Below are 26,019 nucleotides of genomic sequence, written 5' to 3' on the forward strand. Positions count from 1 at the left end.
CTTATTCAGACTATTTTTACTTTTCCCAAACACAGATAAAAGCACCTTTATATTCTTCGTTAATTGTTTTTTCAACTTCTTCTGTTTGGTATGCTTCAACAACCTTCTTGTATACTTCATTGTCTTTATCTGCTGTGCGGGATACAATTACATTAACCAACTTGGGAACCGCTTCGTTTACCGTAGGATCAACATTTTCCGTAGCAATTGTATCCTCAATAGGATCTAAACCTGCTGTATAAGCGTTGCCGCCGTTAATAATTGCCGCTGCACAATCGGGTAAAATGTTAGCCAAGGTTGCGGATTCAGCTTCCAAAATTTCAATCTGCTTATTGTATTTTGTAATATCTTGCTTTGTAGGAACAAAGCCCTTTGCAGGATCACATTCGATCAGACCTACTGCTTCCATTAATTTTAAAGCACGGCCGCCATTTGTCAAATCACTGGGGATTGCAATTACATCACCGTCTTGAATATCCTCAACGGAAGAAATCTTGTTTTTATTGTGATACATTGAGATAGGGGAAATAAAGGTATCTCCAATATCTACAATATCGTAGCCCTTTGTTTCAATTTCATTCGCCAAAAATGCTTTATGCTGGAATGCATTCAAATCAACCTCACCATCGTTTAACGCACGGTTGGGTGCTGCATAATCTGCAAATTTCACAAGTTCAACTCGAATATTGTCGCCTGCTAATAATTCGTTTATGGTTTCCCATTGGGCATTGTATTCGCCTACCACGCCAACCTTTACTACTGTTACTGCTGCGCTGTCATCCCCTGCCGGTGCATCTTTTTGTGCATTCCCCGCGGAACCGCAGCCCGCCAAGGCCAATACAACGGTAGTTGTCAATGCCGCCGCCAATAATTTTTTCAAATTCTTTTTCATCATACATCTCTCCTTTTTCTTATATGTTTTCTTAATTTTTCTATGCTTAAAATGTTTCCATTAAAGAGCCAACCGTTAGTGTGTTGTTTTTCTGATAATTATATTTCCAATTCCTTGAAAAACAGTAATAATCAGCAAAATAATTGCAACCGTTATCCAAATCATATCTCTATACCCCATCTGATGCCCATAACGAATGCCAAAATCCCCCAAGCCGCCGGCGCCAATCGCCCCTGCAATGGCAGTAATACCAATTAAGCTTACAAAGGTAATCATTGTTACACGGGTGATGCCCGGGATGCTTTCCTTCAGATAAACACTGAAAATGATTTCCCAAGGGCCAAAGCCCATTGCCTCACTGGCCTCAATTAAGCCATAATCCACATCCGATAAAACAGCTTCAATCTGTCTTGCAAAAAAAGGAACCGTTCCGCCAATTAGAGCAACATAAGACCCAGTAACACCCGACCCTGTGCCAACAATGGCGCGACTGACGGGGATCAAAAGCACCATCAAAATAATAAAAGGAATGGAACGAATGATGTCAATGGCTTTATCCAAGAACTTATACACGATAGGATTTTGCATAAGCCCATGTTTTTTTGTAACAATCAGCAGCACTCCCAGAATCAAACCAAAGAAAAAGGCAATCGTTCCGGAAATAAACAGCATTTGAAAGGTTTGCTTCATGCATTTTAATAATTCTCCTTGCAGAGATTGCAAATGTGGCGCAATGTTATATAAAAAACTCATCCCCGAATTACCTCCATCTCAACATTTCTAGCCTGAATATATTGTAATGCCTTTTCCATATTCTCGGCCTCTCCGCTTAAAATGACAACCAGCTTCCCTATGGGTTTATCCTTCAAAATATCCACATTGCCAAAAATGATATTTGCCTGAACTTGATATTTCTGGGCCAAATAGGAAATCAGAGGTTCTCCGGCATTTCCACCCGAATATGTAAGCAGCACTAGCTTTTCGCCATTCTTTATCTGTGTCAATTCATGTTTTTCCTCAAGAAGCTCGTAAATTTTATTAATGTTGCTTGCCGTATCCATAAAATCTCGGGTTAGCTTTTCCTTGGGATGAGAGAAAACATCAGCGGTTTCCCCTTCTTCCACCACGTATCCCAGCTCCATAATGGCAACCCTGTCGCAAATATCCTTTACAACTGCCATTTCATGGGTAATCAAAACAATGGTAATGCCCAATTCGTTATTTACCTTTTTTAATAGGTTCAAAATAGATTTTGTGGTTTGAGGGTCCAAGGCACTGGTTGCCTCATCGCAAAGCAAAACCTTTGGATCATTCGCCAAAGCCCTTGCAATGGCCACTCTTTGCTTTTGCCCCCCCGAAAGCTGAGATGGATAAGCATCGGTTTTATCCGACAATCCTACAAGCTCCAATAAGGATAATATTTTCTCATGCTTTTCCGTCTTTGACAGCTTGCTTTTGCGCAAAGGAAATGCAATATTTTGATAAACCGTACGAGAACGCAAAAGATTAAAGTGTTGAAAAATCATACCGATTTTTCGTCTTTCCTCTCTTAATTGTGCTTCCGGCAAGCCCATCAGATCAACGCCGTCGATGAGTACCTTCCCCGCCGTAGGTCTTTCCAAAAGGTTAATGCAGCGAACCAATGTGGACTTCCCCGCACCAGAAAATCCGATAATACCAAAAATCTCCCCCGCATCAATATTTAAGCTTACGTCCTTTACCGCATGAATCTCCCCAGCACCTGCACCAAAGGTTTTGCTTACTTTCTCCAGCTGAATCATACCGTTCTCCCTCCTTCTCCTTTGTAAAACAACTCGAACTATAAAAAAGCTCCCGCCCTAAATGACCTTCATCATTAGGGCGAGAGCATAGCTTCGCGTTACCACCTAATTTTGTTTGTTCCTCACGAAACAAACCTTAACGAGTACGTCCAAAAAATCGGATTATACCCTGACACTATAACGGGCGCGCCCGTCATGATCTAAATCAATTCGACCATGCGACTCCAAGACCATCTTCATAAGCCCATCTTTATCCTCTTTCACCAAACGAGGACTCTCTGCAAAAGTATCCGCCTACTACTCTTCTCTTCCATGTCTTTAAATTTTTAATTGGATTAATCATAATACAACATTTTTTTCTTGTCAATACTTTTTATTTGTTGATTTTAATATAGAGATCTCTTGTAATTATGCAAAAATTACCGAAAATCGCAAAGTGTTCTGTTGCTAAATATACATTTTGCAATTTTTTTTACATGTTTTCACAGTATTCACATTGAAAACGTCAGTCCTTGCTTCAAAAAAATTTAGCATTTCTATATTTTAAAATACATAATATAAACTGTTTTTCACAAACTTTCAAACTATTTCCCGGGCATTGGCGCAGCTTTTTCCATAAGAAAAGCCCTTTTGCAAATGCAAAAAGGCTTTTCTTTATTTCTTATTCATGTACCGTTCGTTACAACGGGCAAGAAAAAAAACACAAACAGCCAATAATGCAATAAATATCCAATAAAACATCTTGTGAAAAGGGAAAGCAATATCAATCAAGGCCTTGCCTACAAAAATCGTCCCTACTGCCATATGCAGGATTCCTATTTCCTTTAAATATGCAGCCAATTTTTTAGGCTCTATCTTCTCTAGTGAACGCCGCGTATAAAAAATTGTCTTTCCAAACAACGCAAATATTCCTCGAGCATAAAAATATATCCCTATAACAAAAAACAATGACATATTATCCCTCCCACTGCGCCGTCTGTTTATTGCATCTAAAACAGTTTCATGGTAAGATGTTTAAGCAATATTTTAATTGGAGCGCTTGTTTGTTCTTTTATTCAAGCTGGTATGACGCTCGTTTGACTGCTTCGCCCATTCCTTCATTTTTTCTTCAAAATCCGAAGTAGCATTGATAGAGGATTGGGGACGGAAATACTCCTCAGCAGGGCTTGCGGGCTTTTGTGTCTGATTTGGCTTACGGAAAGGCTTCTCAGTTTTGTGCTGAGGCTTTGGCTGACGTTCTTCCTTGGGTAACGCATCCCGAATAGACAATGCAATTTTATGAGATTCCTCATCAATAGAAAGAACCTTAACCTTTACAATATCGCCAACCTTTACATGGTCGTTGATATCTTGTACGAAGCTGTTGGCAACTTGAGAAATATGCACTAACCCTTGTAATGAACCTAATGAAACAATTGCGCCAAAGGGTTTAATGCGTACAATCTTTCCTTCAACGATACTGCCTACTTCTAATTTTTCAGACATTCCAATATACACTCCCGTTCAGAATTTTAAGATTACTGGAACAGTATACCATAGATGACACTTGAATACAAACAAAATCTAACTACTTTCGGAGGAGAATTTATGAAGAAAAAAGATATCATTACCATCCAAATTGAGGATGTTGCCTTTCCAAATAAAGCCTATGGTTTTGTTAACGGCGAAAAGGTTATTGTCAAAAACGCTATCCCCGGGCAAACCATTGAAGCCCAAATTATTAAGAAAAGAAGCAGTGGCATTGAGGCAAGACAGCAAGCTGTGTTAGAGCATTCTCCTCTGGAAAGACCAGACGGTGTCTGTTCTCATTACACCCTTTGCGGCGGCTGCACCTATCAGCCCTTGCACCACGAGAATGAATTAAAATTAAAGGAGCGTCAAGTGAAACGCTTATTGGAACAAGAAAAGATAGATGTAGAAAACTGGGAAGGCATTGTCCCCGCTCCCTCGGAAAAAGGCTATCGCAATAAATGTGAATTTTCCTTTGGGGATGAAGAAAAGGACGGCGACCTGGCTCTAGGAATGCGCAAGCGCATGAGCCATTACGAGGTTGTCACCTTAAAGGATTGTAATATTATTGATGAGGATTATTTAAAAATCATCAACGGTACTTTGGCGTTCTTTCAAGAAAGAAACGTTCCTTTTTATCATAAGCTGCGCCACGACGGCTCCCTGCGCCATCTAGTAGTAAGAAAGGGTAACGCCACGGGGGAAATTCTGGTCAACTTGGTTACAAGCAACGAGGTTCCCTTTTCCACCGAGGAATTTAAAAATATGCTTTTGGCCCTGCCCCTTTGTGGCTCTCTTTGCGGTATCCTTCATTCTGTAAACGAAAGCGTTGCCGACGTTGTACGCAGTGATGAAATGACGGTGCTTTACGGCAGAGATTATTTCATGGAAAAGCTGTTTGATTTAGAATTCAAGGTTTCCGTATATTCCTTTTTTCAAACCAACACAAAGGGTGCTGAAAAATTATATTCTATCGTCAAGGAATTTGCAGGAGATGTTTCCAATAAAATGGTGTTTGACTTATATTGTGGTACGGGTACCATTGGGCAGATTATGGCGGAGGCTGGCTCAAAAAAGGTTGTGGGCATCGAATTGGTGGAGGAAGCCGTTGCCAGCGCCAACGAAAATGCTGAAAGAAATGGGCTGACAAACTGTACCTTTATTGCCGGCGATGTTTTGCAAAAGGTAGACGAATTGACGGATACACCTGATTTAATTATCGTTGACCCTCCTAGAGATGGCATTCATCCAAAGGCAATCGGAAAAATCATTGATTTTGGCGCCCCTGAAATTATTTATGTTTCCTGCAAACCAACGTCTTTGGCAAGAGATTTAGTTGTCTTTCAAGAGGCGGGATATCAGGTGGAACGGGTAAAATTGATGGATATGTTTCCAAGGACGGTACATTGTGAGGCTGTATGCCTGCTAAAAAGGGATTAAGCGGTTTAAAGAAATAATAGAATTCAATTGTGATATGGAGGAAATTATATGCCTTACTTTAAATTAAGAGGGAAATCTTGTTATTACGAGGAACATGGGGATGGTACACCGATTCTCTTTTTACATGGGAATACGGCTTCATCCAACATGTTCATGGGAATTAAAGATTTGTTTACAAATAGTTTCAAAGCTATTACTTTGGACTTTTTAGGACATGGAAAATCCGATAGGTTAGAAAATTTTTGCACGGATCTTTGGTATGATGAAGCATTGCAAGCAATCGAATTTATAGAACACATGAGATACGGAAAGGTTCACCTAATTGGAAGCAGTGGAGGTGCGTTGGTTGCAATAAATATTTCGCTAGAACGCCCGGATTTGGTTGGAAAGGTCATTGCGGACAGTTTTGAAGGCGAGCAACCATTAAGGGAATTCACACAAAACGTAATTGCTGATAGGGAAGCTTCTAAGCAGGAAGAAGGAGCGAAGTCATTTTACTGTGCAATGCATGGCGAGGATTGGGAAAGTGTTGTGGATAATGACACATATGCGATTCATGAGCATGCGAAATCAATAGGGAAATTCTTTCATAAACCGATAGAAACATTAAATGCAAACATACTACTCACTGGAAGTCAAGAGGATGAGTTTATAAGCTTTATAGACCCGAACTATTTCACCCGGGTATATACTGAAATGATTGAAAAGATTGGGCATGGAGGTATACATATCTTCAAACAGGGTGGACACCCAGCGATAATGTCAAACAGTGAGGAGTTTAGAAAAGTTGCAGAAGCATTTTTTCAAGATAATGACTGTCGGAAGTTCAATTGTTGAAGAAATTTAAAGAAGCTAACAATTTTTTATACTCTGGATATATTACTTGAGAAAGTTGCGTTTTTTACATTTATTTTCAATTGGACTCATTGTGGAATTGGTTTTATATTTCAAAAAAGATGAGTTACTTGAATGGTGTAGGGCAACTTTTGATTTAGCAAAGAGAATAGTTCCCCTTTTCATAATCGGCGTTTTTTAGCAGGTGTTATTGAAGCGGTGATCCCCCTTGAATATATGGTGAAATTTGTAGGAAATAATTCTTTTGGAGCCAATGCAATCGCAGCAGTTTTTGGTGCTTTCATGTATTTTGCAACGTTAACAGAGGTACCGATTGTCAACAACTTTATGGCTCTTGGAATGTTAAAAGGCCCAGCAACAGCTTTGCTTCTTGCAGGCCCATCACTTAGTTTGCCTAATATGATTGTCATCGGTAAGGTAATGGGTATTAAGAAAACGCTTACCTATGTTGGATTAGTGATAGTTTTGTCGGCATTGATTGGAATGCTGGCAGGATATATAATTTATGTTTAATGGAGGATCATAAAAATGGTAATTAAATTTTTAGGTTCAGGTTGTGCTAAATGCAAGCAGTTAGAGGCTAACGCGCAGCAGGCTGTCAAAGAATTAGGTATTGATGCAACCATTGAGAAGGTAAAGAAATTCAGGACATTGCGGAATACAGCGTAATGAAAACTCCTGCATTGGTTGTAGACGAGCAAGTGAAAGTAATGGGCAAGGTTCCATCAGCTGAGGATATTAAAAATTATCTATAAAGTAAAAGAATTGACCGCAATATTAATACGAATAAAAATAGTACTACAGCTTATGACAGTGAAACTGTCAACATCTGTAGTATTTTTTTATATAATAACAATATCATATTGACAAAATTTGATTTGATGTATATACTTCTATATATCAAATATTTTAGATATGAGGTGAAAATTTGGAAACGTTAAATGAAAAACACGCAAAAGTATTTAAGGCTCTTTGCGATGAGAAGCGACTGCATATATTAGAGTTGCTGCGCAATGGTGATAATTGTGCATGTGAACTTCTTGAAAACATAGATATTGGACAGTCTTCCCTTTCTTATCATATGAAGATACTTGTTGAATCGGGCATTGTTGAAAGCAGGCAGGAGGGCAAATGGACGCATTATAAAATTTCAGAACAAGGCAGTAGCAATGCTATTCATCTCTTAAGGGAACTTACATCAACAAACTGTACTGGTAAAAAAGAGAATTAAAGCAAATAATTAAAAATATTAACATAAATTATTTGTATAAGAAATATGAATATATTTTAGACTTAAAAGAGAGGTTGATGCTTTATGGAGATAATTAAGGATGTATGGGACTTTTTTCAAAATCAAATACTTGGCATGAAATGGTTAAACGAATTAATTGGGAATGGTTTATCAGCATTAGGGCTTGATATAAATAGCCGTTGGATAGGAAGTATCCAGTTTTTTGCATATGACGTTATTAAAATAACGGTGTTATTGTGTTTCTTAATATATTCTATTAGTTATATACAGAGTTACTTCCCACCAGAGCGTAGCAAAAAAATTCTGGGTGGGTTCCATGGTATTGGAGCAAATATTGTTGCGGCACTCTTGGGGACAGTAACCCCCTTTTGTTCTTGTTCCTCTATTCCGTTGTTTATCGGTTTTACATCAGCGGGATTACCTTTAGGTGTCACTTTCTCTTTTCTTATTTCATCACCAATGGTTGATCTTGGCTCACTCGTTTTACTGATGAGCATCTTTGGTGCAAAGGTAGCTATTATTTATGTCATTGTGGGGCTAATTATTGCAGTTGTTGGTGGTACAATTATTGAAAAATTGCGCATGGAAAAGCATGTGGAAAGTTTTATTTTGACAGCTGGGAGTGTAGATATTGAATCACCCGAGCTTACCAGAAGAGATAGATTGACATATGCGAAGGAACAAATGCTTTCCACATTTAAAAAAGTGTTTCCTTATATCCTTATTGGGGTAGGTATCGGAGCAGTCATTCATAACTGGATTCCTGAAGAATGGGTTGCAAACGTACTGGGTAGTGAAAATCCGTTTGGCGTAGTTTTAGCAACTTTCATCGGTGTTCCGATGTATGCTGACATTTTTGGTACCATACCAATTGCTGAAGCATTATTTTACAAAGGTGCTCAACTTGGAGCAATTCTGTCCTTTATGATGGCAGTAACAACATTATCTCTGCCTTCACTGATTTTGCTGCGAAAGGCTGTAAAACCTAAGCTTTTAGCTTTATTTATTGCTATTTGCACAATAGGTATCGTAGTTGTAGGTTACTTGTTTAACGTAATTCAGACGATTATTGTTTAGAAAAAATGAAATGATGGAGGGAATTACTGCTTATGAATATGAAAAAAATAGATACGAAAAAGCTGTTAGGTAAAATATTGGTGCCGGTATTAATTGCGGCGACACTTATACTAATATGGATCGTAAAAACCCATCCAACATCTACTCCCATTGATGAACAAACTGGAATTGTTACGGACTTTGCACTGGAAGCAACTTCCATTGATCTTGATATACTGAAGGAATACAACCTGCCTATTATCATTGACTTCGGAGCGGATTCCTGTATTCCATGCAAGGAAATGGCTCCTGTACTAAAAACGTTAAACGCGGAAATGCAGGGCAAAGCAATCATCAAGTTTGTTGATGTTTGGAAAAACGGAGACGCTGCAAAGGATTTTCCGATTCAGGTTATTCCCACTCAGGTATTTATTAATGATGATGGAACACCTTATGTGCCAAGGGATGATATGGAAATAAAGTTTGATATGTATACCTATAGTGATACAGGTGAGCATGCCTTCACAGTGCATCAAGGTGGGCTGACTGAAGCGGAGATGAGAGCTATCCTTATTGATATGGGGGTGGTTGAATGACACAAATCCTTGAGGGTTTATCCGAAATAATTACAAATAGCGGTTGGCTTGCACCGATTCTTGCACTTTTTGCGGGAGTGCTTACTTCTTTTACACCGTGTTCATTATCTAGCATCCCTCTTGTCATAGGATATGTGGGTGGCACAGGTCAGCGCGATACAAAAAGAGCCTTTTGGCTATCGGTCACTTTTGCAGGAGGAGCGGCTGTGACATTTACAGTGCTTGGAGTAATTGCTTCCCTTGCCGGTCGTTTGATGGGAACTTCTGCTTCATGGTGGTATCTCATTTTGGGCACACTAATGATTCTGATGGCTTTGCAAACCTGGGGTATTTTTGAAATCATACCATCCAGCTATTTGCTTCAAAAAAACACGAAGAAAGGCTATGCCGGAGCCTTCATTGCAGGCATTCTAGGCGGCATCTTTTCCTCCCCCTGCTCCACACCTGTGCTCATCGCTCTGCTTACGATTGTCGCTGGAAAAGGAAGTGTTGTTTGGGGAATACTATTATTGCTACTATATTCAATCGGTCATGGCATTCTTGCGATTGTCGCCGGAACGTCTTTCGGCTTTGTACAAAAGCTTTCTTCAAACGAAAAATATGGTAAAGCAAGCACTGTACTAAAAATAGTGATGGGTTCTCTGATCTTGCTCATTGGGTTTTATATGTTTTATCTTGGGTTCTAAAATTATATAAAAAAGGAGAGATTTATTATGGCATTGTTTGGTAAGAAAAATAAAAAAGAGGAAACTACATCTTGCAGCTGTGGAGGAAATTGTGGTGCAGAAAGCATGGCAAAAACAGAAACCACTAACTCCGAAGGTGCAGGTGTAAAAGTATTGGGAAGTGGCTGTGCCAAGTGCAATCAACTTGAAGATGCAACAAAAGCAGCCTTGAAACAACTGGGAATGGATACTACCATTGATCATGTGACTGATTTCTCACAGATTGCCGCTTATGGTGTAATGACTACACCAGCACTTGTTATAGATGGCAAAGTGGTTTCCTACGGGAAAGTGCTTAAAACGGATGAGGTCGTAAAAATCCTGCAGAAGGTTAGATAACTGTTATGAGTGCTTTTTGTGCTTTTGTGTTTTTAAATAAAAAATATCTAGTGATGCAAGATTAATAGAAATTAAAAATATGAAATAAGGGGGTGCTAAATGTTTACCTACATCTTATATGGGCTTGCAGGTGGAGGTCTTGCAATATCTTTTTTTAAAGACCGAAATAAGACAAAAATGGCATTGAGAAAGGCATGGAGATCCTTTGAAAACATTTTGCCGCAATTTCTATCCATTTTAATCATCATCGGCCTTGCTCTTGCGATATTAAGCCCGGAAACAATTACAGTTCTTCTGGGAACACGTTCGGGAATTTGGGGTGTGATCGGGGCGGCGATGATAGGGTCTGTTACTCTGATTCCTGGGTTTGTGGCATTTCCACTTGCGGCGGCACTTCAAAAAAATGGTGCGGGATATATGCAAATCGCAGCTTTTGTTTCTACGCTTATGATGGTTGGAATTGTTACGTTGCCACTTGAAATAAAGACTTTTGGAAAGCGTGCAACAATGATTCGAAATATTTTGGCGTTCGCTTTTTCACTGATTGCCGCATTTGTGATTGGAGTGGTGCTGAAATGAAAGCTTTTTTAAAAAGGTATAAAGTATTTCTTCTTTTGATTATTGTTAACATTATAGTAGGATTTGCTTTGCCGGAAATCGGGTTAAAATCCCTCAATCTTACGAAGAAGAACTTCATTGAGATGATATCGGTAATCCCTCCCATTTTTATACTTTTGGGACTACTGGACGTATGGGTTGACCGCGCCACCATGATGAAGTACACAGGCAAAAACTCCGGATTGAAAGGAGTTCTGATTGCTTTCTTGCTGGGTTCTGCCGCCGCTGGGCCATTGTATGCAGCCTTTCCTATTGCTGGCATCATGTTGAAAAAAGGCAGTAGTTTATTTAATGTATTTGTTTTTATTGGCGCTTGGTCAACAACAAAGATACCCATGTTAACCTTCGAAGCAGCAAGTTTAGGGATTCATTTCATGATAACCCGACTAATACTTAGCATTATCGGAATTTTGATTATCGCTGGAATTACAGAAAAATTGTTAAATCAGGAACAGCAAAAAAAGATATATGAAATCAATCAATAGTGAGGTGCGATTATGGGAAAAAGCAAAATAACAGGTATTGGTTTTTTTGAAAAATATCTGACAATATGGGTTGCTCTTTTTATGGTCGTTGGAGTGTTGATCGGTAAATTTTTACCTGGAATTCCAGATCTCCTTGGGCGTTTTGAGTAAGCAAATGTATCAATTCCCATTGCTATCCTAATTTGGCTTATGATTTATCCCATGATGCTCAAAGTCGACTTCCTAAGTATTAAAAACGTAGGCAAAAATCCAAAAGGCTTGTTTGTCACATGGATAACAAATTGGTTCATCAAACCCTTTAGCATGTTTGGTATTGCATGGCTGTTTTTCTTTGTGATATTCAAAGCATTCATTCCTGCCGAGCTTGCCAAAGATTATTTAGCCGGCGCAATTTTGCTCGGAGCTGCCCCATGTACAGCTATGGTGTTTGTTTAGAGCCATTTGACAAAGGGCAATGCTGCTTATACCGTGGTTCAAGTGGCAACAAATGATATTATTATTCTGATAGCCTTTTCTCCAATAGTAGCATTTCTGCTTGGTGTGAGTGGTGTTAGTATACCATGGGATACACTTATTCTTTCAGTTGTACTGTTTGTAGTAATCCCACTGGTAGGAGGTGTAGTAACCCGATTAGCCATTACCAAAAAACATGGATTGGATTACTTCCAGAATACATTTATCCCCAAATTTGATAACGTCACAATAATGGGATTACTTTTGACACTTATTATCATTTTCTCATTTCAAGGCAATGTTATTCTGGATAATCCACTACACATAGTTTTGATAGCGATACCTTTGATTATACAAACATTCCTAATCTTCTTTTTGCGTACCTCGCAAGTAAGGCATTGAGATCACCTCACAATATAGCGGCACCTGCTGGAATGATTGGTGCATCCAACTTTTTTGAGCTATCTGTGGCGGTAGCTATTGCGTTATTCCGTGCACAAAGCCCTGTAGCATTGGCAACCATAGTAGGAGTAATTGTTGAGGTTCCGGTCATGCTAACTCTTGTCAAAATTGCAAACAATACGAAAGGATGGTTTGAAAATGAGTAAAACTAAGGTTGCTTTTATCTGTGTTCACAATTCATGTCGCAGTCAGATAGCAGAGGCACTTGGCAAGCACCTGGCAGGTGATAAATTTGATTTTTATTCCGCAGGAACAGAAGCAATTCCACAAATGAATCAAGATGCAGTAAGACTTATGAAAGAGCTTTACAGCATTGATATGGAACAAACACAACACTCAAAACTGCTAAAGGATATTCCTCCCGTAGATGTGGTTGTTACAATGGGCTGTAATGTCAATTGTCCATATCTTCCATGTAAGCATCGGGAAGATTGGGGACTTGAAGATCCCACAGGAAAAAGTGACGAAGAGTTTAAAAATATTATCAAAAAGATCGAGGAACAAATACTGCATTTAAAATAACTTAAGTAATAACAGAGTATCCTTTCGTTGGCAAATTCCAATTGAAGGATGCTCTTTTTTATGCTATAATTACAAGACTTTGGAAATATAAGGGTGAAAAGCATTCAAAGTCTTAACGAAATGTTACATCAACAGGTTTGTCATCATATAATTTTTCTCGTTCCATGTGGAAACATGTGTATTGTTATATGAAAAAATATGGCTCGTTTGACATTCCATTCAAAACACCACCCTCAATGGATAATGTTATCAAATGAAATGTACCTACATTTAGTCTACATCCTCATATTATCAATAAACATGAAAACATGTATAATATTTTTATCGGAGGAAGCCCCATGGATGAAAACATTTCTTGGTTTATGGAAAAACGGGTTGAAAAAACCATCAATGCCCTGAATCAAAAAAATATGAAAGGCATTTTTGTAAAAAACGAAACTGAATTACTCCAAGTCATCCAAAACCTGGTGGCGAAAAATTCGCTGGTAGGAATTGGGGATTCCCTTACCCTTTTAGAAACAGGTGTACTGGATTTATTGCGCAATGGAAGCTATGCCTTTTTAGATAAATATAAAGAGGGCATTACAAAAGAGGAAAAAAAGGAAATTTACATACAAAACTTTTCTGCCGATACTTTTTTGTGCAGTACCAATGCCATTACAGAGGAAGGCGAGTTATATAACATAGATGGAAATGGGAGCAGAGTTGCTCCCATGATCTATGGGCCAAAACAAGTTATCATTGTAGCAGGTATCAATAAATTGGTTCGGAATAAAGAAGATGCCGAAAACAGAGCTAGAAATTATGCCGCTCCCATTGATGCGAAAAGATTAAACAAAAATACACCTTGCACAAAAATCGGCCATTGTGTGGATTGCAAAAGTCCAAACAGAATTTGCAATGCGTTTGTAACCATATCAGGCCAGTTTGTAAAAGACCGAATCAAAATAATTATTGTTGGGAAAACCTTGGGCTATTGATTGCAGCGTAAAATGAAATTCTGTGAAAATTTTACGGATCCGTTGATTACGGAAATGTTTATTCCCACTTTACTTTTATAATAATAGAGGAGGAATCTTAATGGAAATAAAATTCGAATTAACAGAAGAAGATTATATAAAATTTAATTTATATCATATGGAAAATTCACCATCGCAAAAAAAGCTGCATCGTTCACTGCGGTATGCCCTGCCCCTTTTATTTACATTTCCCATATATTTTATTGGATCCGGGGTGCTCAAACAGCCAAGTTTGTATTGGCTTATCATTTCCATATTGTTTTTCGTAGTATGGATTTTTTACTATCCTAAACGGTATAAAAGCAGCATAAGAAAACAAGCCCAAAAATTACTGCGTGAGGGTGACAATTCCTCATATTTTGGTAAAAAAACAATGCTTATTGATGAAAATTCCATTAAAATATTTGATGAACTTTCTTCAAAAACCATTTCAAAAAACAGCATAAAATCAATTAAAATTTATGATGATTTGATTTTGATTTACTTGAGCGCAGTCACGGCTCATATTATACCAACCAGAAACTTGGATGAAACAACAAAAAACCAGCTGATAAAGGAATTGGATTTATTTTAGTGCCAAAAAGAATGCTTTCAAAAAACAACTCTATACAGGAGAGTGCCTATGCTGCAAAAAATCAGTAATCATAAAACAGCGATCATTCTGCTACACGAAATCTATGGTATAAACCAATTTATTGAAACAATGTCTGCCAAGCTTAACTTACAAGGCTTTGATGTATTTTGTCCCAACATGCTGGGCAGAGAATGCTTTGACTACACCCAATCCCATGAGGCTTATGAATTCTTCAAAAAAAACGTAGGATTTGATTATTGGAAAAAGGTTATGGTGTTATCAGCCCGACTAAAGCTTGCCTATGAAAAGGTTTATTTCATTGGCTTCAGTGTGGGGGCAACGATTGCCTGGCGGTGCTGTGAAGGCGACAGCTGCGATGGAATCATCTGCTGCTATGGCTCTCGCATACGAGATTATTTGTCCCTCCGTCCCTCCTGCCCCACACTTCTATTGTTTGCCCATGAGGATTCCTTTGACGTGGAGCATGTAGTAAAAAAGCTTTCGGATAAACCAAATATTGAAACATTTCAATTCCAAGCCAGTCATGGCTTCATGGATCAATACACAGCATCTTATCATCAAAAACACGCAAAAAAAGCGGAAACATATATCAGAGGTTTTCTAAAATGAATTGCTTTTTTCGACCTCTTAATATACAAGATTTCTCTGGGGCTTGCCCATGATTTTCCAAGCAAAAATAAAACGGCTGTTTTTGGTAAACAAAGATTTAGGGAGGTGACACTTTGAATTTTGATTTTGCATCCATTCAAGACATTGACGGCTGGATGGAATTGTTGGAGTTAGTGAAAGACAGCTTTCCTGGTTTGGATCAGGATGCTTATAAAACGGGACTTTACGAAAGTATTTTGCGTAAGGAAGCTTTGGTGGCAAAAAAAGATGGACTGACGATTGGTACATTGGCCTTTTCTTATGAAAATAAAGACCTAATTTTTTTAGCAGTACATCCCAATTATCGTAAAATGGAAATTGCCCAAAATTTGCTCAAGAAGATGGCCTCCTTATTTTCAAAGGGAACACAAATCAGTGTTATTACATATCGAGAAGGTGACCCACAAGGGCTTGCAGCAAGAAATTTATATTTAAATTTTGGGTTTCAATGCGGAGAATTTCTTGTGATGTTCGACTATCCTTGCCAAAAATTTACTTTTATTGTATAATTATCTCCTTACATATCCGCTTTTTCATTAAGCAGAAATAACGGATACATGTCAAAAACATTTTTTTCATATCAAGCTGCTGTGGAATTCTTTTGAAATCAGATTTTCCCAAAAATCCATTACTTTTTTTACCTTTTCCTTGTCTTTTGGTAACAATTCCCTTAAAATAAGCCTTGAAGTCATCTATTAATTCGTGCTCATACATGCAAATCAGTTTCAAGGAAAGGAACTTTACAAAATGCCGACAAACAGAGAAAAGGGCTTAAATTCCAACAATCTTAAGGTAATTGCAATTATCGCCATGACAATTGATCACTTTGCCAGCGTAATTTTTCCAAATTACCCAACCCATCCAATGATTTTGTTATTACATATCATAGGTAGGTTAACCGCACCAATTATGTGGTTTTTTGTTGTGGAGGGATTTTTTTATACCCACAATTTAAAAAAGTATATAAAAAGGCTTTTTTTGTTTTCTATTGTTTCCCACTTTGCCTATAACTTTGCCTTTGGAATTCCCTTTGTTCCATTTCAAACAACTATTTTCAATCAAACAAGTGTATTATGGACTTTGGCGTGGGGATTGGTGGCACTGGCAATTGCCCAAAGTACAGATCCACGACTCAAGCCGTGGATAAAAACCGTACTTACCCTTTGCATCTGCGCCATTAGCTTTTGCGCTGATTGGAGCTGCATTGGAACCTTGGCAATCCTATATATGGGAAACAACAGAAGTAATTTCAAAAAACAAATGACAAGCATGGTTTTTGTGGTTGCCATGTATGCGGCGGTTTATTTCTTATTTATCAACAAAGTATACGGTATTTTACAACTATTTGTTGCTCTGTCTATCCCCCTTCTCAAGCAATATAATGGTGAAAGAGGAAGCTGGAAAGGAATGAAGTGGTTCTTCTATGCTTACTATCCCGCCCATCTTATCATTTGTGGTATCGTTCGAATTTCATTATACGGAAATGTGGGCGTGATGATCGGCGGATAAGCCTTCAGAATATAAATTAGCTTATACACAATATATTAGGAAATTTCAATTTTTCTTTGCAATGATAGGTTTCTGAAAAGGAGCAATGATTACTATGGGAAACTTCTGGGATAAAATGGCCAAATCCTACGATAAATCTACGGAAAAATATTATCATAATGCCAATGCAAAAACCATTTCCCACACCAAACAATATTGTGACAAATCCAAGGATATCCTTGATCTGGGCTGTGGCACAGGTATAATTATTCTGGATTTGACTGATGCTGTAAATAAAATAACAGCCGTGGATGCATCTTCGAAAATGATTGATTTTGCAAATCAAAAGAAGATAAAGCAAGGGATTGAAAATATCGACTTTTCCGTAAAAGACATCTCTCAACTAGACTTTACACAAGGGAAATATGATATTATCACAGCTTTTAATCTATTGCTCTATTTAACAAACCCGGAGGAAATTTTAAAAAAAATATATGATTGTCTTCCTTCTGGGGGATACTTTATTTCAGCAACCGATTGTGTTGGCGAAAGATTTCTTTTAAAAACTGTAATGAAACCACTAAGCTTGCTTAGGATTATCCCTCCAATGAATTATTTCACCATGGAAACATTAGAGAATGCATTCATCTATGCCGGATTTAAAATAGTATTTTGTGAAAACCTTCATAACATGCCACCCAATTATTATGTTGTAGCAAAGAAGCAGTAACCAACTTGGAAAGGAGCTAACAAATGGCAGAAATTGAGCTTCAATTACCTACCCATCAGCACAAAAATGGAGCAGAAGCATTTAAGCAAGAATTTTTCCGCAGCAACGAAAGCATTATTAACGGTAGTGCTTTGTTAGACCAAATGGATTACGAAGATTGGCTTACCCATACAATAAAAAATCAAAGTCCCGAAACCGTAAACAAGGAATGGGTTCTAGCGACAACGTTTTTTGCCGTTCGTAAAGCTGACAAAAAAATTGTGGGCATGGTTGACGTCAGACACAATTTAGAGCATGATTTTTTAGCAGACTTTGGCGGACATATTGGCTTTTCCGTCATACCCAGCGAAAGAAATAAAGGCTATGCAACCAAAATGCTGGAGCTAGGCTTAGACTATGCAAAAACCTTGAACCTTGAAAAGGTTATGGTGGGATGCTTTTCAAATAACCTTCCTTCTATCCGAACAATCCAAAAATGTGGCGGTGTTTTAACAGAAACAAAGCCATATTCCGACGGAAATCTGGTTAACATTTATTGGATTTTATTGCAATAAAAACACTTTATCATCTGGAGGTAACCTATGATAACTATAAATTCTGTCAAAATCAGTTCGACCCGGCTTGCTTATAAGCTTTTTGGCAACGGAAAAATAAACATTGTTATAGAGTTAGGCCTCGGCGCATGCATGGGCGAGTGGCTTCATATTGCAGAAAGGCTTTCTCATTCCCATACCGTTCTTTTATATGAACGCGCCGGAACGAATTTCAGCGAAAAATCCACAAAAGAAAGAACTCCTTTTCATATTGCCCAGGAATTACATGAACTTTTGCAGTCCCTGCCCCATGAGGATAAATTAATTCTCCTTGCCCATTCCCAAGGCAGTCTTTATGCACAACAGTTTGTAAGACTATATCCCGAGGAATTGAAAGGGCTTATTTTGCTTGACCCATTATCTGCAAGGGATAATGAATTCAAAAAGTTGCTTACCCCCGATGAATTCAAAAAAAGCGGTGTGGATAAGCACAGTCATTTAGGCTTGCCAAAAGCTTTGGCAAAATTGCATCTTGGCTTTCTTTTGAAAACATTGATGAAAAATGCTCCTCCTTTCTATTATTATGAATTTGAGGCAGAAACAAAGGAATATATTTTAAACTCTCTTGCCAAGGCGAATACCTACGAAACTGCCATAGCAGAATATCAACTAGCCCATGATGAAAAAAACATTCCAGATTTAAAAAAGAAAGGTTCCTTCCCCGATATTCCGCTAATTCTGATTACCCATACGCCCCAGCTTGTGGAAAAAGAAATTATGGAATTTGGAGGAGCTTCAAAAGAAACAGCCAAAAAGATTGAAAAAATTTGGCAGGATATCATGAAGGAATATTTAGCATTTAGTGCAAAATCTCAATTAATTCAAGCCAAAAAAAGCTGTCATTTTATACATCTTACCGAGCCAGAGCTTCTGGAAAATGCTTTGGTTGAGATTGAAAATCAATAATTATTTTTTACGAAAGGACAGCCGTTTTCCCTGTAGCAAACAAGAGCAAAAACCATAATGAACTGCACCCCCAAAGTTAGACAGTATGGTATACTGTAAATAACTAGGGGGTGTTTTTTATGCTAAAAGAAACTCCATATAGCGGAGAGTTTAAGCAAACGGTGATAGTGACGATGCGGGAGGAGAATCTCACGTTCAAAGAAACTACCAACATAAGCAGTACCAACGTATGCTCAGATTGAGATGAGTTCATCAAAGCATGGGTCGCAAGGGAAACTGCTTAGATAATGCTGTGAATGAGAATCTCTTCAGGTTGCTCAAAAGTAAACTTCTATATTTGCAAAACTTTGATTCTATGGAACATTTCAAAGCTGAACTGATTGATTACATGGATTATTACAACAACCGGCGCAGCAAGGCACAGCGAAAGGGCTTGCCGCCTGCACTACACAGACAACAAGCCCTTTCGGCTGCTTGAACAATATTTTTCTTAAAGATTTGTCTAACTTTTTGGGGTCACTTCATAATCGTTTTTTTGCCCTTGTTTGCTTTATCTTTTATTTTATTCATATCACGCTAAATTTGTCTTAATTTTAGGTTACACCAAATTTGTATAGCCCATCAGCGTTTCATCCACTTCTCTAGCAACACTGCGGCCTTCCTTAATTGCCCAAACAACCAAAGACTGTCCTCTATGCATATCACCTGCAACAAAAACCTTTGGAACATTCGTACGGAAGCTGTCTTCCCCCGTCTTAACATTCGTTCTTTCATTCAACTCAACCTTGAATGCCTGCGATACATAGCTTTGAGTCCCTAAAAAGCCTGCTGCAATCAATACCAAATCAACATCAATGGCCTTTTCACTGCCGTGCATTGGCGCAAAGGATACTGCGCCGTTTTTATCGACTTTTTTCTCCAGCTTCACAATTTTCGCCTTTGCAACGTTTCCTTCCTTATCTAAAACAAATTCCGTTACCGTTGTTTCATAAAGTCTGGGATCACCGCCAAAGACTGCAATTGCCTCTTGCTGACCATAATCGGTTTTTAAAACCTTGGGCCATTCGGGCCAGCGGTTGTCGTCCCCTCTCTCCATCGGGGGCTTTGGCATCATTTCCAGCTGTACTACGCTTTTTGCGCCATGGCGGATAGAGGTTCCAACGCAATCATTTCCTGTGTCACCGCCGCCGATGACCAAAACATTTTTGCCCTTTGCGGAAATAAATTTACCGTCCTTTAAATTGCTATCCAAAAGGCTTTTGGTTGTTGCCTTTAAGAAATCCACCGCAAAATAAATTCCTTTTCCTTCTCGACCTGGAGCCTTAATATCACGAGGGTTTGATGCACCACAGGCAAGAATCACGGAATCATATTCCTTAATCAGCTTTTCTGCCTTAATGGTATTGCCAATATCTGCATTGGTGATAAACTCAATTCCCTCTGCCTTCATAATATTCACTTTACGGTCAATTACGGTTTTTTCCAGTTTCATATTGGGAATGCCGTACATCAGCAGTCCGCCCACGCGGTCATTACGCTCATAAACAACAACCGTATGGCCTCTTTTATTCAGTTGATCCGCCGCTGCAAGTCCCGATGGCCCGCTGCCAATCACGGCAATTTTCTTTCCTGTTCTTACCTTCGGTGGGTTTGGCTGAATCAGCCCTGAAAAATAACCGTTTTCAATAATGCTCCATTCGTTTTCCTTAATGGTAACGGAAGTATCGTTCAATCCGCAAGTACATGCTGCCTCGCAAGGTGCGGGACATACACGGCTTGTAAACTCAGGAAAATTGTTTGTTTTTAACAGCCTGTCTAAGGCCCGATCCATTTTTTCCAAGTAAATCAAGTCGTTCCACTCAGGTATCAAATTATTCAAAGGGCAGCCCGAAGCCATACCCTTTAACATCATTCCACTCTGACAAAAGGGTATGCCGCAGTCCATACATCTTGCTGCCTGTTGCTGCTGTTCACTTTTTTGTAAATGCTCATGAAAATCCTGAAAATGCTTAATTCTTTCCTTCGGGCTCATTTCGCCCCCAGATTTTCTGTCAAATTCTAAAAATCCTGTTGCTTTTCCCATGCATAATCCCCCCTGTCTTATTTATTTGAATAGAATGCATAAAACGCCTCAATTAATGCCTCATCTCCACTTAAGCCTTTTTCCTCCATACGAACGGTGGCTTTATGCATCTTGTCAAAGTCGTGGGGCAAGACCTTTTTAAATTTTGGCAGATAATTACTAAAGTCTTTAAGAATTTCCTGCCCTTTTTTGGAGCCTGTCAATTTCACATGGTTTGTCAGCATTTCCTTTAAAACCGTAACATCTTGTTTGTGCAGCACTTCTTCCAAGGAAACCAACTCTTTATTTACTCTGGTATAGAAATCTCTGTTTTCATCCAAAACATAGGCAACACCGCCACTCATACCGGCAGCAAAGTTTTTCCCTGTATTTCCAATAATAACGGCAATACCACCTGTCATATATTCACAGCCGTGGTCGCCAACACCCTCAACTACAGCTCTTGCGCCGGAGTTACGAACACAAAAGCGTTCCCCTGCCACACCATTGATGTACGCCTCGCCATCCGTCGATCCATACAATGCAACGTTGCCAATGATAATATTTTCGTCCTCCTTTAGCTTGCTTTTCTTGGGTGGATAAACAACTAATTTGCCGCCGGAAAGACCCTTGCCAAAGTAATCGTTGCTGTCGCCTTCCAATTCAAGGGTAAGCCCCTTTGGAATAAATGCGCCAAAACTTTGTCCACCTGTGCCGTTACATTTAATGTGCACCGTGTCACTGTCAAGTCCCTCTGGGTATCTTTTTGTAATTTCAGAGCCTAAAATGGTTCCGAAGGTTCGATCCGTATTTTTTACGTCCACTTCAATCGAAACAGGCGTTTTGGTATCTATGGAGTCCTTCACCTTCTTATACAAAACCTTTAAATCCACGGTTTCTTCCAAATGGTAATCAAAAACCTGTTTTGGATCAAAACCATAATTCTGACCCGGCTTTGCAAAAGGATTGTTTATAATTCTAGCCAATTCTACCTTTGTGGTTCTTGTTCTTGCACCGTCGCGAATCTTTAACAAATCGCTGCGGCCAACCATTTCGGAAACAGTTTTAAAGCCAAGCTTCGCCATGTACTCCCTTAATTCCTGGGCAATAAAATACATAAAATTGATTACATACTCCGGTTTGCCTTTAAATCTCTTTCTCAATTCAGGATTTTGCGTGGCTACACCAACAGGACAGGTATCCAAATTACATACACGCATCATAACACAGCCCATGGTTACCAACGGTGCCGTTGCAAAACCAAATTCCTCCGCACCCATCAATGCAGCAAGGGCAACATCACGGCCGCTCATCAGCTTTCCGTCTGTTTCCAGTGTTACTTTATTCCTCAAACCGCTGCGAATCAAGGTTTGATGCGTTTCCGCCAAACCAAGCTCCCAAGGCACCCCTGCATGCTGAATGGAGGTTCTAGGTGCTGCCCCCGTTCCGCCATCATAGCCGGAAATTAATATAACCTGGGCGCCAGCCTTTGCCACACCTGCTGCAATGGTGCCTACACCTGCCTCGGCACAAAGCTTTACGGTGATTCTTGCATCCCGATTGGCATTCTTCAAGTCATAAATCAACTGTGCCAAATCCTCAATGGAATAAATATCGTGGTGAGGGGGCGGAGAAATCAAACCAACCCCGGGGGTAGAATGTCTTGTTTTTGCAATCCAAGGATACACCTTTTCCGCCGGCAAATGACCGCCTTCACCGGGTTTTGCACCCTGTGCCATTTTTATTTGAATTTCCTTTGCACTTACTAAGTAACGACTGGTTACACCGAAGCGTCCCGATGCCACCTGCTTAATTGCAGAACATCTGCTATCTCCGTTAGGATCAGGTGTCAAACGGTCAATGCTTTCGCCACCCTCACCGCTGTTGCTTTTGCCGCCGATGCGGTTCATGGCAATGGCAAGGGTTTCGTGGGCCTCCTGGCTGATAGAACCGTAACTCATTGCACCTGTTTTAAAACGTTTTACAATGGACTCTACGCTTTCAACCTCCTCAATGGGAATGGAGTTTTCTGCAAATTTAAAGCCAATTAATCCTCTTAAGGTCACCTTTGCTTCATCATTAATTAAACGAGTGTATTCTTTAAAAAGCTTATAATCCCCCGTTCTGGTTGCTTCTTGTAAAAGATGTATGGTCTGAGGGTTATATAAATGTTTGGATTTATTGCTTCTGAATTTGTGGCTGCCAACGCTGTCTAAGGTAAGGTCAGTTGCCAAGCCCAGAGGATCAAATGCGCTGTTATGCCATTCATGAAATTCCTTTTGAATATCATCCAGATCAACGCCTTCAATTCTTGTAACGGTATTGGTAAAGTATTTGTCCACAACCTTAGAGTCAAGGCCCACCGCTTCAAAAATCTGTGCTCCTTGATAGGATTGAATTGTAGAAATACCCATTTTGGAAGCAATCTTTACAATTCCATGAAGAATTGCAGAATTATAGTCGTTTACTGCAGCGTAATAATCCTTATCCAGAATATCCTCATCAATTAAATTTGAAATGGTATCCTGTGCCAAATAAGGGTTTACTGCGCAAGCGCCATAACCTAAAAGTGTTGCAAAGTGATGAACCTCTCTTGGTTCAGCTGTTTCCAAAATCATTGCAACGCTTGTTTTCTTTTTGGTTTTTACCAAATATTTGCTAACTGCAGATACTGCCAGCAAGGAAGGAATGGGAACATGATTTTCGTCCACATCACGGTCAGTAAGAATAATAATATTCGAACCATCTCTGTACGCCCGATCCACCTCTACAAACAGACGATCAATTGCTCTTTCCAACTGCGTATTTTTATAGTATGTGATGGGGATTTCCGCAACCTTAAACCCTTCAATATCCATATTCTTGATTTTTAGTAAATCCGTATTGGTAAGGATTGGATTATTCACACGAATAACCTTGCAATTTTCGGGCTTTTCTTCCAATAGGTTGCCTGCGCCGCCAATGTAAACCGTTGTGCTTGTTACAATCTCCTCACGGATTGCATCAATGGGTGGGTTTGTAACCTGAGCAAACATCTGTTTAAAGTAGTTAAATAGCGGTTTTTTGGTTTCAGAAAGCACCGCCAAGGGTGTATCTGTACCCATAGATGCAATGGCTTCCTCCCCCGCCTTTGCCATTGGCAAAATCGCCGTCATCACTTCCTCATATGTATAGCCAAAGGTTCTTTGCAATCTGATCAATTCTTCCTTTGTATACTGGGGCGTTTTTTTATTAGGAATGGAAATATCCTTCAGGTGAACGAGATTTTTATCAATCCATTCACCGTAGGGTTGTCGTGTAGCATACTGCTCCTTCAAATCATCATCCGCAATAATAGTGCCCTTTGTTGTATCAACAAGAAGCATTTTGCCGGGACGCAAGCGATCTTTCTTTATGATTTTTTCCACAGGAATGTCCAAAACACCTACTTCTGAGGAAAGAATTAATCTATCATCGTCAGTAATATAATATCTGGAGGGTCTTAAGCCGTTTCTGTCCAAAACTGCTCCCATTACCTCACCATCGGAAAAAAGAATGGAAGCAGGACCATCCCAAGGCTCCAACATGGTAGCATAATACTGATAAAAGTCCTTTTTTGCCCGACTGATATTTTTATTGTTACTCCAAGGCTCAGGAATCATAACCATAACGGCCAAAGGCAAATCCATACCACTCATCACAAGAAATTCCAAGGTGTTATCCAACATGGCACTATCAGAACCGGACTGGTTAATAATCGGCAACACCTTGTGCATTTCACCTTTAAATACGTCTGCCGCCATAGTTTCTTCACGGGCAAGCATCAGATCTGAATTGCCACGAATTGTGTTGATTTCACCATTATGAAGAATGAAGCGGTTAGGGTGAGCGCGATCCCAGCTTGGGGTTGTGTTTGTGCTAAAGCGGGAATGCACCATACCGATGGCAGATTCGTAGTCCTTATCCTGCAAGTCCTTGAAAAATAATCTCAACTGATTTACCAAAAACATACCTTTATATACAATGGTTCGGCTGGATAAGGAAGCCACATAGGAATCATCGTTGCTTTGTTCAAAAACACGCCTTGCCATATAGATCTTACGTTCAAAATCCAGTCCTTTTTTCGTGTCAGTTTTTCTTTTTACAAAGCATTGTAAAATAAAAGGCATACAATCCAACGCCTGCTTGCCAAGAATGGATGCGCTAGTAGGAACCTCTCTCCATCCAATAAACTCTAGGTTTTCTTTTTCAACAATAATTTCAAACATTTTTTTTGCACGGTTTCTTTCCAGCTCCCCTTGGGGAAAGAAAAACATACCTACTGCATAGTCGCCCTCTTCACCAATTTCATATCCCAGCTTTTTTGCCTCTTTTGAAAAAAATTTATGTGAAACCTGCAAAAGAATCCCAACGCCGTCCCCGGTTTTTCCTTCTGCATCCTTTCCTGCTCTGTGTTCAAGGTTCTCTACAATCTTTAATGCATCTTCCACAGTCTGGTGGCTTTTGATTCCCTTGATATTTACAATTGCACCAATGCCACAATTGTCATGCTCAAAGTTCGGATCATATAGGCCTTGCGGTTCCTTAAGCTGTTGAAACAAATTTTCCCTCATACCCCTCATCCTTTCTATTTCTTTCGTTGTCTAAATACCGCTCTTAATCGGGCGGCTCGAAATTTTTAAATGCTTTATTATTCTTTCTGATCAAACTTAAGCAAAACATACCTTTTTTTTGCTTTTTAGAGAAAAAAAAAAGCCCTTAAACAGCCAGACAACGCAATGCTGTTTAAGAACTCCTTTGATCTTGGGGACAATTATAATATATTTTGTTGCACTTTGCAATGGCAAAACCAGAAATGAAAAACTCACTTTATGAAAACAACAAAAAATATGAACATTAGTTACTATTACTAATAAGACACCCAAAGATTCCTTTAGCAATAATACTTAAATTTTTAATAGTATTTCATAGAAATATATGCGTTTTCACATGGGCACTTCTAAAAAACGATTCA

General features: G+C 39.1%; 28 protein-coding genes, 4 pseudogenes and 1 other annotated feature. Of the genes and pseudogenes, 25 read left to right on the top strand and 7 right to left on the bottom strand.

All coding sequences use genetic code 11. From position 1 onward, the window contains the following. Nucleotides 1–16: 16 nt before the first annotated feature. The 5 genes from CLNEO_RS09455 to CLNEO_RS09475 form a co-directional block, all read right to left on the bottom strand. On the bottom strand, nt 17–892 hold the full coding sequence (locus CLNEO_RS09455) for a MetQ/NlpA family ABC transporter substrate-binding protein (RefSeq protein WP_066087885.1): 876 nt from the start codon (nt 890–892) through the stop codon (nt 17–19). A 75-nt stretch (nt 893–967) separates the two neighbouring features. Beyond that, nucleotides 968–1,645, bottom strand: a complete 678-nt coding sequence (locus CLNEO_RS09460; protein ID WP_066087888.1) for a methionine ABC transporter permease — start codon at nt 1,643–1,645, stop codon at nt 968–970. Continuing rightward, nucleotides 1,642–2,673 (bottom strand): methionine ABC transporter ATP-binding protein, encoded by a 1,032-nt coding sequence (locus CLNEO_RS09465; protein ID WP_066087891.1) that lies wholly within the window; start codon nt 2,671–2,673, stop codon nt 1,642–1,644. Before CLNEO_RS09465 ends, CLNEO_RS09460 begins: the two co-directional genes overlap by 4 nt. Nucleotides 2,674–2,745: 72 nt before the next feature. Beyond that, nucleotides 2,746–2,995: a binding site (T-box leader), on the bottom strand. A 332-nt stretch (nt 2,996–3,327) separates the two neighbouring features. Continuing rightward, on the bottom strand, nt 3,328–3,627 hold the full coding sequence (locus tag CLNEO_RS09470) for a hypothetical protein (protein ID WP_066087896.1): 300 nt from the start codon (nt 3,625–3,627) through the stop codon (nt 3,328–3,330). A gap of 72 nt (nt 3,628–3,699) precedes the next feature. After that, on the bottom strand, nt 3,700–4,158 hold the full coding sequence (locus CLNEO_RS09475; protein WP_066087899.1) for a S1 RNA-binding domain-containing protein: 459 nt from the start codon (nt 4,156–4,158) through the stop codon (nt 3,700–3,702). A gap of 102 nt (nt 4,159–4,260) precedes the next feature. Here CLNEO_RS09475 and rlmD point away from each other — a divergent pair, with 102 nt between their 5' ends. The 25 genes and pseudogenes from rlmD to CLNEO_RS09590 form a co-directional block, all read left to right on the top strand. Continuing rightward, nucleotides 4,261–5,622, top strand: coding sequence for a 23S rRNA (uracil(1939)-C(5))-methyltransferase RlmD (gene rlmD / locus CLNEO_RS09480; protein WP_066087902.1), 1,362 nt, complete (start codon nt 4,261–4,263; stop codon nt 5,620–5,622). A 48-nt stretch (nt 5,623–5,670) separates the two neighbouring features. Beyond that, on the top strand, nt 5,671–6,459 hold the full coding sequence (locus tag CLNEO_RS09485) for an alpha/beta fold hydrolase (protein ID WP_066087905.1): 789 nt from the start codon (nt 5,671–5,673) through the stop codon (nt 6,457–6,459). Nucleotides 6,460–6,663: 204 nt separating this feature from the next. Beyond that, nucleotides 6,664–6,990, top strand: a pseudogene (locus tag CLNEO_RS09490) (permease); the annotation flags it as partial. 15 nt (nt 6,991–7,005) lie between these two features. Further along, nucleotides 7,006–7,232 (top strand): annotated as a pseudogene (locus CLNEO_RS09495) (thioredoxin family protein). A 173-nt stretch (nt 7,233–7,405) separates the two neighbouring features. Continuing rightward, nucleotides 7,406–7,708: an ArsR/SmtB family transcription factor gene (locus CLNEO_RS09500; RefSeq protein ID WP_066087913.1), complete on the top strand. Its 303-nt coding sequence runs from the start codon at nt 7,406–7,408 to the stop codon at nt 7,706–7,708. A gap of 84 nt (nt 7,709–7,792) precedes the next feature. Continuing rightward, nucleotides 7,793–8,806, top strand: coding sequence for a permease (locus CLNEO_RS09505; protein ID WP_066087915.1), 1,014 nt, complete (start codon nt 7,793–7,795; stop codon nt 8,804–8,806). Between the two features lie 32 nt (nt 8,807–8,838). Continuing rightward, entirely contained in the window at nt 8,839–9,381 is a 543-nt protein-coding gene (locus CLNEO_RS09510; protein WP_066087918.1) for a thioredoxin family protein, read from the top strand. Beyond that, the gene (locus tag CLNEO_RS09515; RefSeq protein ID WP_066087920.1) at nt 9,378–10,067 is read left to right on the top strand and encodes a cytochrome c biogenesis CcdA family protein; all 690 of its coding nucleotides are present in this window, start codon (nt 9,378–9,380) and stop codon (nt 10,065–10,067) included. Before CLNEO_RS09510 ends, CLNEO_RS09515 begins: the two co-directional genes overlap by 4 nt. A gap of 27 nt (nt 10,068–10,094) precedes the next feature. Further along, nucleotides 10,095–10,445: a thioredoxin family protein gene (locus CLNEO_RS09520; protein WP_066087923.1), complete on the top strand. Its 351-nt coding sequence runs from the start codon at nt 10,095–10,097 to the stop codon at nt 10,443–10,445. A 99-nt stretch (nt 10,446–10,544) separates the two neighbouring features. Continuing rightward, complete coding sequence (locus tag CLNEO_RS09525) at nt 10,545–11,024, top strand: permease (RefSeq protein WP_066087926.1); 480 nt, start codon at nt 10,545–10,547, stop codon at nt 11,022–11,024. Continuing rightward, entirely contained in the window at nt 11,021–11,548 is a 528-nt protein-coding gene (locus tag CLNEO_RS09530) for a permease (RefSeq protein ID WP_066087928.1), read from the top strand. The genes CLNEO_RS09525 and CLNEO_RS09530 overlap by 4 nt, the downstream gene beginning before the upstream one ends. A 12-nt stretch (nt 11,549–11,560) precedes the next feature. Beyond that, nucleotides 11,561–11,698: a hypothetical protein gene (locus tag CLNEO_RS16860; RefSeq protein ID WP_330382584.1), complete on the top strand. Its 138-nt coding sequence runs from the start codon at nt 11,561–11,563 to the stop codon at nt 11,696–11,698. A gap of 54 nt (nt 11,699–11,752) precedes the next feature. Then, nucleotides 11,753–12,403: pseudogene (locus CLNEO_RS16865) on the top strand (arsenic resistance protein). Beyond that, entirely contained in the window at nt 12,400–12,609 is a 210-nt protein-coding gene (locus CLNEO_RS16870) for a hypothetical protein (RefSeq protein WP_330382585.1), read from the top strand. Before CLNEO_RS16865 ends, CLNEO_RS16870 begins: the two are co-directional and overlap by 4 nt. Next, the gene (locus tag CLNEO_RS09540; RefSeq protein WP_066087931.1) at nt 12,602–12,985 is read left to right on the top strand and encodes an arsenate reductase ArsC; all 384 of its coding nucleotides are present in this window, start codon (nt 12,602–12,604) and stop codon (nt 12,983–12,985) included. Before CLNEO_RS16870 ends, CLNEO_RS09540 begins: the two co-directional genes overlap by 8 nt. Before the next feature lie 338 nt (nt 12,986–13,323). Beyond that, a complete protein-coding gene (locus CLNEO_RS09545) occupies nt 13,324–13,965 on the top strand; it encodes a lactate utilization protein (RefSeq protein WP_066087935.1) in 642 nt (213 codons plus the stop codon). Between the two features lie 100 nt (nt 13,966–14,065). After that, nucleotides 14,066–14,578: a YcxB family protein gene (locus CLNEO_RS09550; protein WP_066087938.1), complete on the top strand. Its 513-nt coding sequence runs from the start codon at nt 14,066–14,068 to the stop codon at nt 14,576–14,578. 48 nt (nt 14,579–14,626) lie between these two features. Next, nucleotides 14,627–15,208, top strand: a complete 582-nt coding sequence (locus CLNEO_RS09555; protein ID WP_066087941.1) for a dienelactone hydrolase family protein — start codon at nt 14,627–14,629, stop codon at nt 15,206–15,208. Between the two features lie 113 nt (nt 15,209–15,321). Next, nucleotides 15,322–15,756 carry a GNAT family N-acetyltransferase gene (locus CLNEO_RS09560; protein ID WP_330382586.1) on the top strand — a complete coding sequence of 145 codons (435 nt, stop codon included), beginning with the start codon at nt 15,322–15,324 and terminating at the stop codon, nt 15,754–15,756. A gap of 238 nt (nt 15,757–15,994) precedes the next feature. After that, a complete protein-coding gene (locus CLNEO_RS09570) occupies nt 15,995–16,756 on the top strand; it encodes a TraX family protein (RefSeq protein WP_066087947.1) in 762 nt (253 codons plus the stop codon). A gap of 94 nt (nt 16,757–16,850) precedes the next feature. Next, a complete protein-coding gene (locus CLNEO_RS09575) occupies nt 16,851–17,465 on the top strand; it encodes a class I SAM-dependent DNA methyltransferase (RefSeq protein WP_066087951.1) in 615 nt (204 codons plus the stop codon). 23 nt (nt 17,466–17,488) lie between these two features. Continuing rightward, nucleotides 17,489–18,019 carry a GNAT family N-acetyltransferase gene (locus CLNEO_RS09580; RefSeq protein WP_066087954.1) on the top strand — a complete coding sequence of 177 codons (531 nt, stop codon included), beginning with the start codon at nt 17,489–17,491 and terminating at the stop codon, nt 18,017–18,019. 27 nt (nt 18,020–18,046) lie between these two features. Next, complete coding sequence (locus CLNEO_RS09585) at nt 18,047–18,964, top strand: alpha/beta fold hydrolase (RefSeq protein ID WP_066087957.1); 918 nt, start codon at nt 18,047–18,049, stop codon at nt 18,962–18,964. Between the two features lie 119 nt (nt 18,965–19,083). Next, nucleotides 19,084–19,206, top strand: coding sequence for a hypothetical protein (locus CLNEO_RS16425; protein ID WP_278276624.1), 123 nt, complete (start codon nt 19,084–19,086; stop codon nt 19,204–19,206). Beyond that, a pseudogene (locus CLNEO_RS09590) lies at nt 19,167–19,442 on the top strand (IS3 family transposase); the annotation flags it as partial. The gene CLNEO_RS16425 and the pseudogene CLNEO_RS09590, both read left to right, overlap by 40 nt. A gap of 120 nt (nt 19,443–19,562) precedes the next feature. Here CLNEO_RS09590 and CLNEO_RS09595 read toward each other — a convergent pair. Then, the gene (locus tag CLNEO_RS09595) at nt 19,563–21,047 is read right to left on the bottom strand and encodes a glutamate synthase subunit beta (RefSeq protein WP_066087961.1); all 1,485 of its coding nucleotides are present in this window, start codon (nt 21,045–21,047) and stop codon (nt 19,563–19,565) included. A 17-nt stretch (nt 21,048–21,064) separates the two neighbouring features. Continuing rightward, nucleotides 21,065–25,618 (bottom strand): glutamate synthase large subunit, encoded by a 4,554-nt coding sequence (gltB, locus tag CLNEO_RS09600; protein ID WP_066087964.1) that lies wholly within the window; start codon nt 25,616–25,618, stop codon nt 21,065–21,067. Between the last annotated feature and the right edge of the window lie 401 nt (nt 25,619–26,019).

The organism is Anaerotignum neopropionicum (assembly GCF_001571775.1).
Lineage (GTDB): Bacteria > Bacillota > Clostridia > Lachnospirales > Anaerotignaceae > Chakrabartyella > Chakrabartyella neopropionicum.